Source organism: Actinosynnema sp. NPDC023658 (assembly GCF_040639995.1).
Taxonomy (GTDB): domain Bacteria; phylum Actinomycetota; class Actinomycetes; order Mycobacteriales; family Pseudonocardiaceae; genus Actinosynnema.
The window spans coordinates 1-10,115 of sequence record NZ_JBFAAX010000198.1 but is presented as its reverse complement, the minus strand read 5'-3'; the positions used below and the strand labels follow the sequence as shown (position 1 = coordinate 10,115).

The 10,115-nt window shown below is 71.7% G+C and carries 10 protein-coding genes; 2 read left to right on the top strand and 8 right to left on the bottom strand.

All coding sequences use genetic code 11. The features are described from left to right. Window positions 1–306 precede the first annotated feature (306 nt). Genes AB0G02_RS20475 through AB0G02_RS20440 form a run of 8 tightly spaced genes read right to left on the bottom strand, consistent with a single transcriptional unit; the run spans window position 307 to window position 7,796 of the window. Window positions 307–1,251 (bottom strand): PDR/VanB family oxidoreductase, encoded by a 945-nt coding sequence (locus AB0G02_RS20475; RefSeq protein ID WP_360796683.1) that lies wholly within the window; start codon window positions 1,249–1,251, stop codon window positions 307–309. Window positions 1,252–1,263: 12 nt separating this feature from the next. Beyond that, window positions 1,264–1,488: a hypothetical protein gene (locus tag AB0G02_RS20470; RefSeq protein ID WP_360796680.1), complete on the bottom strand. Its 225-nt coding sequence runs from the start codon at window positions 1,486–1,488 to the stop codon at window positions 1,264–1,266. Beyond that, window positions 1,485–2,537, bottom strand: a complete 1,053-nt coding sequence (locus tag AB0G02_RS20465) for an aromatic ring-hydroxylating dioxygenase subunit alpha (RefSeq protein WP_360796677.1) — start codon at window positions 2,535–2,537, stop codon at window positions 1,485–1,487. The genes AB0G02_RS20470 and AB0G02_RS20465 overlap by 4 nt, the downstream gene beginning before the upstream one ends. Further along, a complete protein-coding gene (locus AB0G02_RS20460) occupies window positions 2,534–3,886 on the bottom strand; it encodes an MFS transporter (protein ID WP_360796674.1) in 1,353 nt (450 codons plus the stop codon). Before AB0G02_RS20460 ends, AB0G02_RS20465 begins: the two co-directional genes overlap by 4 nt. A 50-nt stretch (window positions 3,887–3,936) precedes the next feature. After that, on the bottom strand, window positions 3,937–4,395 hold the full coding sequence (locus tag AB0G02_RS20455) for a MaoC family dehydratase (protein WP_360796671.1): 459 nt from the start codon (window positions 4,393–4,395) through the stop codon (window positions 3,937–3,939). Window positions 4,396–4,449: 54 nt separating this feature from the next. Then, window positions 4,450–5,976 carry a long-chain fatty acid--CoA ligase gene (locus AB0G02_RS20450; protein ID WP_360796669.1) on the bottom strand — a complete coding sequence of 509 codons (1,527 nt, stop codon included), beginning with the start codon at window positions 5,974–5,976 and terminating at the stop codon, window positions 4,450–4,452. 10 nt (window positions 5,977–5,986) lie between these two features. Next, window positions 5,987–6,871 (bottom strand): amidohydrolase family protein, encoded by an 885-nt coding sequence (locus AB0G02_RS20445; protein WP_360796666.1) that lies wholly within the window; start codon window positions 6,869–6,871, stop codon window positions 5,987–5,989. Between the two features lie 13 nt (window positions 6,872–6,884). Further along, on the bottom strand, window positions 6,885–7,796 hold the full coding sequence (locus tag AB0G02_RS20440; RefSeq protein WP_360796663.1) for an SDR family oxidoreductase: 912 nt from the start codon (window positions 7,794–7,796) through the stop codon (window positions 6,885–6,887). Between the two features lie 135 nt (window positions 7,797–7,931). On the opposite strand from AB0G02_RS20440, the gene AB0G02_RS20435 reads away from it, so the two are divergent. After that, a complete protein-coding gene (locus AB0G02_RS20435) occupies window positions 7,932–8,786 on the top strand; it encodes a PaaX family transcriptional regulator C-terminal domain-containing protein (RefSeq protein WP_360796661.1) in 855 nt (284 codons plus the stop codon). A 169-nt stretch (window positions 8,787–8,955) separates the two neighbouring features. Continuing rightward, complete coding sequence (locus AB0G02_RS20430; protein WP_360796659.1) at window positions 8,956–9,993, top strand: LacI family DNA-binding transcriptional regulator; 1,038 nt, start codon at window positions 8,956–8,958, stop codon at window positions 9,991–9,993. Window positions 9,994–10,115 lie beyond the last annotated feature (122 nt).

Sequence of the window (10,115 nt, the reverse complement as noted above, 5' to 3'; positions counted from 1 at the left end):
GGGGGCGGGCGCCGTCCACGCCAGCCGTCCGCCGGTGGTCGTCCACCCCGGTGGCGGCGGGTCCGCCGCCTGTCCGGCTTGGGCCGTCGCCGCGACCGGTGTGGTCAGAGCTCCTGCGATCAACACGGGTAACAAGAGTTTCAACGAGCGCATGTGCGATCCCTCCCGAATCGACCACCGGCCGACCAGTTCTAGCGGTGCGGGACACCACGCCACAAGCGCATGCGAAACTGTTGCGACCCCTCGCGCACAACAGTTCCCGAAAGTCTCTTCTTCCCACCGCGGCGGCCGGACCGGTCCCACCGGTCACAGGTCGAGGACGAGCCGTGAGCCGCGCGACCGGGACACGCAGATCATCATCACGTCGCAGGCGGCCCGCTCCCCGTCGTCCAGCACGGAGTCCCGGTGGTCCGGGACGCCCGCCAGCACGCCCGTCTCGCACGTGCCGCACGTCCCCTCGCGGCACGAGGACAGCACCGCGATCCCGGCTTGCTCCACCGCGTGCAGGATCGACTCGTCCTCCGGCACGACCAGGGTCCGGCCCGACCGCGCCAACTCGACCTCGAACGACCTGCGACCGCCCTCCACGGCCTTGGGCGTGAAGCGCTCGACGTGCAGACGGGCGGGGTGGCGCTGCTCCACGGCGGCGAGCAGCGACTCCGGCCCGCAGCAGTAGACCTCGGCGTCCGCCACCAGGAACGCGTCCAGGTCCAGCAGGCCGGTCTCGTCCTGCGGCCGCACGACCACCCGGTCCCCGTACCGGTCGTGCAGTTCCCCCGCGAAGGCCATGGACGAACGCGTCCGCCCTCCGTACAGCAACCGCCACGACGCGCCGCGCGCCGCGACCGCCCTGATCATCGGCACGATCGGCGTGATGCCGATGCCGCCCGCGATGAACAGGTAGCGTTCCGCCGCCACCAGCGGGAACCGGTTGCGCGGCCCGCGGAGGCGTACCGTGCCGCCCTCGACGAGCGCCGAGTGCACGTGCTGCGAACCCCCGCGGCCGGACGGCTCCCGCAGCACGGCCACCTGGAACGCCGAGCGGTCCGCCGGGTCGCCGCACAGCGAGTACTGGCGGACGAGGTCCGGCCCCAGCACGAGGTCCACGTGCGCGCCGGGCTCCCAGGCGGGCAGCGGCCCGCCACGTGGGTGGCGCAGGGTCAGCCGCACCACCCCGTCGGCCACCACCTCCTTGCGCTCCACCAGGACGTCGAGCTCCGCCTCGGCGCGTGGCTCGGTGGACGCGGTCATCGGCACTCCTGTTCAGACGTGGGCGTCGACCGGCTGCCGGTCGACCGCGGGCGGCGGCACGACCGCCGGCGGTGCGTGGCCCTCCGGGTGGGCCAGCAGCCAGTCCCACAGTTCCACCGGATCCTCCGAGTCGTGCTCGGCTCCGCAGTGGCACACGCCCACCAGCAGGTCGGTGCCCGGCTGCCAGTGGACGCGGTAGACCGCGTCACCGCGCAACACCGCGACCCGGTCGCTCACAGCGCGGCCGCGTTCGCGGGTTCGCCGGCCGGGGCCGCCATGCGCTTGAGGATGCGCCGTGCCGCCAGCCCGCCGGTGTCGATGTTGATCGACAGCTCCTGGTAGCCCTCCGGCTCGGTCCGGATCACGCGCTCCAGCACGTCCAGGGCGGTGACGTCCTGGAGCACCACCGTGCGGTTGCTGTCGCGCAGGAAGTCCGACACCTCCTGGTCGTCGAGCGCGAAGTCCCTCGCCACGGCCCAGAAGTCGTGCGTGGTGTGCTCGGTCTCCGGGGTGATGGCGTAGACGACCTCGACGTGGAAGCCGTGCGGGTCCGAGCCGTCGGCCTCGGGCAGCACGCCGACCGGCGCGACCCGGCTGTGCAGCAGGTACAGGCACGGCGGGTGGTACTCGATGTCCTGCCAGCGCGTGATCCGGCCTTCGATCCCGGTGGACTTGGCGTAGAACGGCGGGCACGCGGCGTCGGCCATGTGCCTGCTGACGTAGATGATCCCGTTGTCCTCGTCGACCTCCGTGGTGATCGGCGTGTTCGCCACCTCGGGCGTGCCGATGTACCCGCCGTGCAGGTAGGTCTCGTGCGACAGGTCCATCAGGTTGTCCACCAGCAGTTCGTACCGCGCCGCCAGCGGCTCCATCCCGCACACCGTCGTGTAGGCGGGGTCGGCCAGCCAGGGCGCGCGCGGGATCAGCGCCCGGTCGGCCCGGTCGCGCTCACCGATCCACACCCAGACGAACGAGTCCTGCTCCACCACCGGGTAGGACGGCACGCGCGCGGTGCGCGGGATCCGCTCCTGCCCGGGGACGAACACGCAGCTGCCGGTCTTGTCGTAGGTGAAGCCGTGGTAGCCGCAGACGATCGTGTCGCCGTCGAGCCGGCTCTCCGAGAGCGGGTAGCGCCGGTGCACGCACCGGTCGGCCAGCGCCACCACCTCGCCCGCCTCGCTGCGGTAGAGCACCAGCGGCTCGCCCAGGACCGTCCGGGCGAACAGCTCGTGCCCGATCTCGTGGCCGTAAGCCGCCACGTACCACTGGTTGCGCGCGAACGTCATGATGTGACCGCCTCCTGCGGTGACGAGGTGTGGGTGGTGGGATCGACGAGCCCGGCCCGGTGGGTCTCCGGCACGAACGCCATCGCGACGAGGCTGACGAGGCAGATCGCGGCCACGTACAGGGCGGTGGACACCGACGTGCCCGTCGTGGCGTACAGCGAGGTCGCGATCAGCGGAGCCAGCCCGCCGCCGAAGATCGCGCTGAGCTGGTACGCGAGCGACGCGCCGCTGTAGCGCACCCGCGTCGGGAACAGCTCGGCCGCGATGGCCGCCTGCGGGCCGTACATCGCGGACAGGAACGTCACCGCGACCACCAGACCGACCAGCACCGCCACCGGGCCGCGGGTGTCGAGCAGCACGAACAGCGGCCACGACCAGAGCGCGGACAGGGCGGCACCGACCAGGAATACCTTGCGGCGGCCGAACCGGTCGGACAACGCCGACAGCAACGGCGTCGCCACCAGCTGCACGATGCTCGCGAGCAGCACGAGCAGCAGCACCGTGCCGCGCGACATCCGCAGCGGGCCGGTGGTGTAGGACAGGACGTAGACCAGGGTGATGTAGCCGATGGTGTTGGCGGCCAGGAACGCCAGCCCCGCCAGCACGACCCGCCGCCAGTGGTCGCGCAGCAGCTCCACGACCGGCATCCGCGAGTCCGTGCGCGCCTGCTTGGCCGCGAGGAACAGCGGCGACTCCTCCAGTCGCAGGCGGATGTACAGGCCGACCGCGATCAGGACCGCGCTGAGCAGGAACGGCACCCGCCAGCCCCACGAGGCGAACTGCGCGGGGCTGAGCACCGAGTTCATCGTGAGGAACACCGCGTTCGACAGGATGATCCCGGCGGGCACGCCCATCTGCGCGAAGCTGCCGTAGAAGCCGCGGCGGGACGCCGGTGCGTGCTCCACCGCCACGAGGACCGCGCCGCCCCACTCGCCGCCCACCCCGAAGCCCTGGACGAACCTCAGCAGCACCAACAGGATCGGGGCCCACGCGCCGATCCGGTCGTACGTGGGCAGCAGTCCGATGAGGATGGTGGCCACACCCATGATCAGCAGTGACGTGACCAGCATCGACTTGCGGCCGACCCGGTCCCCGAAGTGGCCCATGAGGACGCTGCCGAGCGGCCGGGCCAGGAAACCGACCGCGAACGTGGACAACGAGGCCAGCGACGCGGCGAGGGGCGACAGGGACGGGAAGAACTGGGTGCCGAAGACCAGCGCGGCGGCGTTGGCGTAGATGAAGAAGTCGTACCACTCGATCGCGGTGCCGATGAAACTCGTGCCCGCGATCCTGCCGATGGACCGGGATCCGCTGGGGTCCTGCCCGGGACGGGCCGGCTTCGTTGCCATGGGTACCTCCGCTGCGAGGGCGGGTGTGCTGCCGGTCCGCGGCGCGGACCTCAGGTGTAGTGGCGCAGCACCGCCTGCGCGACGCAGGCGGGCTTGTCGCTGCCGTCGACCTCGACCGTGAAGTCGATCAGCATCTCCACGCCGTCGCCCTTGACGTCGGTGACGGCGGAGACGGCGCCGTGCAGCCGGATCTTCGAACCGACCCGCACGGGTGAGGGGAACCGGACCTTGTTGAGCCCGTAGTTGACGCTCATGGTCACGCCGTTGATCGTCAGCAGTTCGGTGAACAGCGGGATGATCAGCGACAGGGTGAGGTAGCCGTGGGCGATCGTGCCGCCGAACGGCCCGTCGGCGGCCTTGCCGGGGTCCACGTGGATCCACTGGTGGTCGTCGGTGGCGTCGGCGAAGAGGTTCACCCGGTCCTGCGTGATCTCCAGCCACCCGGTGTGGCCGAGGTCGGTGTCGGTGAGCGCCTTCAGCCCGTCGGTGCCCTGTGCGGTGATGCCCATGCGCGTGTCTCCTGTGGACCGTGTGGAAGGGTCGGCTCGCGGGTCGGCTCGCGGTCAGCTCGCGCCGTAACGGGCGCGCACGAGTTTCTTCAACAGCTTCCCGGTGGCGCTCTGGGGCAGTTCGTCCACGAACACCACGGACTTCGGGATCTTGTAGCCGGCCAGCCGGTCGCGCAGGAACGCCAGGACGTCGCGCTCGCTGGTCGGCTCCGCACCGGGGGTGACGGTGACGACCGCCCGGCCCACCTCGCCCCACCGGGCGTCGGGGACGCCGATCACGGTGCACTCGGCTATCGCGGGGTGCTCGTGCAGCACGCTCTCGACCTCCGCGGGGTAGATGTTCTCCCCGCCCGAGATGATCACGTCCTTCAGGCGGTCGACCACGGCGATGTAGCCGTCCTCGTCCGGTGTGGCGATGTCGCCGGAGTGGAACCACTCGTCCGGGCCCAAGGCCGGCGCCAGGTCCGCGGTGCCCTGCCAGTAGCCGCGCATGACGTTGGGACCGCTGATCACGACCTCGCCCTTCTCGCCGGGCGCGACGTCGGTCAGACCGGGTCCGACCACGCGCACGTCGGTGAAGAAGTGCGGCACGCCGGCGGTGCCCGCCTTGGCCTCGCTCATCTCCTTGGTCAGGTACAGGGCCCCGGGCGAGGTCTCGGTCATGCCGTAGCCCTGGCTGAAGGACAGGCCGCGGCGCTGGTAGGTGCGGATGGTCGACTCCGGCACGGGCGCCCCGCCGCAGTTGACGTGCCGCAGGCTGGACAGGTCCGCCCCCTCCCAACGCGGGCAGGCGGCGATCGCGTTGTACATGGTGGGAACGCCGAACATGTAGGTGACGCGGTGGGTCTCGACCTGGTCGAGCACCTCGGCGGCGTCGAAGGCGGACATGATGACGACCGTGCCGCCCTTGACGAGCGTGGGCAGGCAGGTCATGTTCAGCCCGGCGGTGTGGAACAGCGGCGCGACGACCAGCGTCACCTCGTCGCTGGCCAGGTCGACGTCGACCAGCACGTTCACCGTGTTCCAGGTGAGGTTGCCGTGGGTCAGCACGGCGCCCTTGGGCCGTCCCGTGGTGCCCGAGGTGTACATGATCAGGCAGAGGTCGTCGAGCGTGACCGGTTCGTCGATCGGCTCGGCCTCGGACGACGCGATCAGCTCTTCGTAGGAGGACTCGCCCGCGGCGGGGTGGTCGAGCGCGACGAGCCGCAGCGGCCCCACGTCGGCGCGGACGGCCTGGACCAGGGACGCCTGCTCGGGGGCGTACACCAGCACGCCGCTGCCCGAGTCGGTCAGGACGTGCGCCACCTCTGCCGCGGCCAGCCGCGCGTTCAGCGGGACGAACACCGCGCCGAGCACCCCGGCGGCGAACAGGGCCTCCAGGAACGTGGGGTGGTTCGGCCCCAGGTAGGCGACCCGGTCACCCCGGCCCACGCCGAGCCGCCGCAGGCCGTGCGCGAGCCGGAGCACCCGCTCGTGCAGCTGCCGGTAGGTCATCGCGCGGCCCTCGTGGATCACCGCCACCTTCTCCGGCGTCTTGCGGACCCGCCGCGCGGTCCACGAGCCGATGCCCTGGTTGCGCATGACGACCCCTTCAGTCCTTGACCAGGCCCAGCAGGCGGGCGGCGTTGTCCTTGAGGATCTTCGACCGGACCTCGGGCTTGATGTCCAGCTCCGCGAAGTCCGCGAGCCACCGGTCGGGGGTGATGACGGGGTAGTCGGAGCCGAACAGCACCTTGTCCTGCAACAGCGAGTTCGCGTAGCGGACGAGCTGCGGCGGGAAGTACTTCGGTGACCAGCCGGACAGGTCGATGTGGACGTGCGGCTTGTGCGTGGCCACCGCGAGCGCCTGGTCCTGCCACGGGAACGACGGGTGCGCCAGGATGATCCGCAGTTCCGGGAAGTCCACCGCGACGTCGTCGACGAGCATCGGGTCGGAGTACTTCAGCCGGATGCCGCCACCGCCCGGCACCCCGGCGCCGATGCCGGTCTGCCCGGTGTGGAACAGGGCGGGCACCCCGAGCTCCTCGATCGCCTCGTAGAGCGGGTACGCGAGGCGGTCGTCGGGCGAGAAGCCCTGGAGGCTGGGGTGGAACTTGAAGCCGCGGACGCCGTGCTCCTCCACCAGCCGCCGGGCGGTGCGCGCAGCGGCCCGGCCGCGCCACGGGTCGACGCTGGCGAACGGGATGAGCGCGTCGGCGTGTTCCGCGCACGCCTGTGCCACCTCTTCGTTCGCGATGGGCGGGTGCCCGGTGGCGTGCTCGGCGTCGACGGTGAACACCACGGCCGCCATCCGCCGTTCGCGGTAGTACGCCGCCATCTCCGGGATCGTGGGCCGGCGGTGGCCCTCCGCCTTGAAGTACTTGGCCGAGGCGGCCAGCAGATCGCGAGGCAGGGAGGGGTGACCTCCGGCGGAGACCTCGGCGTGGGTGTGGACGTCGATGGCCACCAGCTCGTCGACGTTCGGCGAAGGGGTCATGGCGGAACTCCCCTCACGCGGTCGGTGCTGGGGGTGCGGGAATGCCGTACGTCTCGGGTCGTCGTCCCACCGAGGTGGCCCACGCCCCCGCGATGGCCCGCGCGTCCCAGCCACCGTCGTGGTAGGCCGTGCTGACCTCTTCCGGGTGGGACCACAGCGAGAGCTTGTCGCCGCCGATGCCGATGGCCTGGCCGGTGATCCCGCGGGCCGCGTCGGAGGCGAGGAAGACCACCAGCCCGGCGGCGTCTTCCGGCGTGCCGAAGCCCTCGCCCTTGCGCAGCCACTCCGGCAGGGGCTCGCCCCGCAGCTCCGCCGCTTCGACGAAGGGTGCGAACGCCGGGATGGTCCTGGTCATCGCGGTGGCCGCGACCGGGATGACGGCGTTGACCGCGATGCCGGCTTTGGCGCACTCGGCCGCCCAGGTGCGGACCATGCCGACGATGCCGGCCTTGGCCGCGGAGTAGTTGGTCTGCCCGAAGTTGCCGCGTTGCCCCGCCGGTGATCCGACGACGACGACGCTGCCGCCGCCACCCTGCTCGCGCATCCGCCGCACGGCGGCCCGGACGCAGGTGAACGTGCCGCGCAGGTGCACGTCGACGACCGTGTCGAAGTCGTCGTCGGTCATCTTCCACAGCACCCGGTCCCGCAGGACGCCCGCGTTGGTCACCAGCAGGTCCAACCGGCCGAACTCCTCGACGGCACGCGCGACCAGGCGGTCGGCCACCTCGCTCGGCCCCACCGCGCCGGCTTCCGCGACCGCCGTGCCGCCCGCCGCCGCGATGGCGTCTGCGGCGGCCTTCGCGGCGTGCTCGTCGGCGTCGTTGACCACCACCGAGGCGCCCGCGTCCGCCAGGGCGGTGGCGTAGGCGAACCCGAGCCCCCGTCCCCCACCGGTGACCACCACGACCTTGCCCGCCAGATCCATGACGAAGTCCCTCCCGCCGATCCGCCCTCGCACCGGCCCCACTGAAGTTAGGCTCGACGGTGTCGGTCGTCAAGAAACTGCCCAACGTCGTTTCGTGGAGGAGGGCCCGTGGGTGCTGCGGGTTACGCTCGCCGGGTGATTCCGCACGACGGTCCGCCGGCCCAGGACGCGCAGGTCAGGCCGCAGTCGCTGATGCTCAGCTTCCTGGGCGTGCACGTGCTCAACCGGGGCGTCGCGGTCTTCTCCGGCAGCGTCATCGACGTGTTCGCCCGGGTCGGCGTGTCCGAGGAAGCGGTGCGGTCGACGCTGACGCGCATGGTCAAGCGGGACCTGCTGGCGCGGCACCGCGACGGCAGGCGGATGTACTTCGGCCTGACCGCGCGCTCGGCGGCCGTCCTCGAGGACGGCGAGCACCGGGTCTGGCGCAGCGGTGCGGTCAACGACGACTGGGACGGCACCTGGACGATGGTGGGGTTCTCGCTGCCCGAGTCGTGGCGCAGCCAGCGGCACGACCTGCGCTCACGCCTCGTGTGGGGAGGGTTCGGCCCGCTGCAGAGCGGGCTGTGGGTCGCGCCCGGCGTGGTGGACGTGCCCAACCTGGTCGACGGCCTGGACCTGACCGAGTTCCTCAAGGTGTTCACCGCGCGCACGGCCAAGCCGACCGAGGCCGACCAGATCGTCCACGCGGCGTTCGACGTGCCCGCGATCGCGGAGCGCTACCACGCGTTCCTGCGCCGGTGGGACCGCGAGCACCCGCTGCCCGACGCCCCGGACGACCTGGCCAGGCAGCTGCTGCTGCACACCGAGTGGCTCCAACTCGTCCGGCAGGATCCCCGGCTGCCCGCCGCGCACCTGCCCCGGGACTGGCCGGCGATCCGCGCCGAGCAGGTCTTCCGCGTCCTGGCCGAGGCCTACCAGCAGCCGGCGCGGTCGATCGCGGAGTCGGTGCTGGAGACGATCCCGGTCGCGGGGTCACCGACCGACCTCTGACGACCGCCGCCGCGGCTCACGCCCCGGTGTGCCGTGCCTTGAACCTGAAGTTTCGGCAGATTCTCCCGATCGTTAACAGAGCGGTCACCGATCGTCGTAGGGCGATGGGCAGGGCTTCTCCCTCGACCGGACCGAAACGTTCGACGAACGGCGGTCCTAGACTTCCGCCATGACCTCCACCACCCGCCCGACGGGCGCCCCCGCCGAACGCGGTGGCGCCACCATCGCGCGCATCGCCGAACTCGCCGGGGTGTCCACCGCCACCGTGTCCAAGGTCGTCAACGGGCGTTCGGAAGTCGCCCCCGAGACCCGCGCCCTGGTCGAGGGGGTCATCCGCGAGCACGGCTACCGGCGGCAGAAGAAGCAGAACCGGGCGGCCCTGGTCGAACTGGTGCTGCACGAGCTCGAAGGCGCCTACGCGATGGAGGTCATCAAGGGCGTCGAGCGGGTGGCCGGCGAGCACGAGCTCGCGCTGGTCCTCACCGAGCTGCACGGCCGCCACACCCCCGGCCGCACCTGGATCGACGGCGTGCTCACCCGCAAGCCCGCCGGCGTCATCACGGTCTTCTCCGCGCCCACCTCGGCGCAGCGCGAGCAGCTGGCCAGCCGCGGGATCCCGTTCGTGCTGGTCGACCCGACCAGCGACCCCACCCACGAGTACCCCTCCGTGGGCACCAGCAACTGGGACGGCGGCCTCTCCGCCACCCGCCACCTGCTCGACCTCGGCCACCGCCGGATCGCCGCCATCACCGGGCCTTCCGCCGCGCTGTCCAGCCGGGCCCGCCTCGACGGCTACCGCGCCGCGCTCGACAACGCCGGCGTCCCGGTCGACCCCGCGCTCATCCGCACCGGCGACTTCAACATCGTCGACGGCCTCGCCCACGGGCGCGACCTGCTCCGGCTCGACGAACCGCCCACCGCGATCTTCGCCTTCAACGACGCCCAGGCCTACGGCGTCTACCAGGCCGCGCACGAAGCAGGCCTGCGCATCCCCCACGACCTCAGCGTGGTCGGCTTCGACGACCTGCCGCCCGCGCAGTGGGCCATCCCGGCGCTCACCACCGTCCACCAGCCCCTGCGCGAGATGGCCGCCGCGGCCACGAGCATCATCGTCACCCTCGCCCAGGGCGACCCCCTCCCCCAGAACCGCATCATGCTCACCACCGAACTGGTGATCCGCGCCAGCACGGCCGCACCCCGATCGTGATGTTTCGCGCGCGTCCGACCGCAAGATACGGCTTCCGCGCCGAAAATTAACCAGCCAGAGAAGCCGGGTGACGTGGTCCGCCCACCGCCGCGACTCGCGGCTCGCCACAGCGCTTGTGCAGC

Bases quoted from the DNA above. Each gene is read 5' to 3' on its own strand.
- AB0G02_RS20475 (WP_360796683.1), bottom strand. From the start codon at position 1,251: ATGACCGCGTCCACCGAGCCACGCGCCGAGGCGGAGCTCGACGTCCTG.
- AB0G02_RS20465 (WP_360796677.1), bottom strand. From the start codon at position 2,537: ATGACGTTCGCGCGCAACCAGTGGTACGTGGCGGCTTACGGCCACGAG.
- AB0G02_RS20460 (WP_360796674.1), bottom strand. From the start codon at position 3,886: ATGGCAACGAAGCCGGCCCGTCCCGGGCAGGACCCCAGCGGATCCCGG.
- AB0G02_RS20455 (WP_360796671.1), bottom strand. From the start codon at position 4,395: ATGGGCATCACCGCACAGGGCACCGACGGGCTGAAGGCGCTCACCGAC.
- AB0G02_RS20450 (WP_360796669.1), bottom strand. From the start codon at position 5,976: ATGCGCAACCAGGGCATCGGCTCGTGGACCGCGCGGCGGGTCCGCAAG.
- AB0G02_RS20445 (WP_360796666.1), bottom strand. From the start codon at position 6,871: ATGACCCCTTCGCCGAACGTCGACGAGCTGGTGGCCATCGACGTCCAC.
- AB0G02_RS20440 (WP_360796663.1), bottom strand. From the start codon at position 7,796: ATGGATCTGGCGGGCAAGGTCGTGGTGGTCACCGGTGGGGGACGGGGG.
- AB0G02_RS20430 (WP_360796659.1), top strand. From the start codon at position 8,956: ATGACCTCCACCACCCGCCCGACGGGCGCCCCCGCCGAACGCGGTGGC.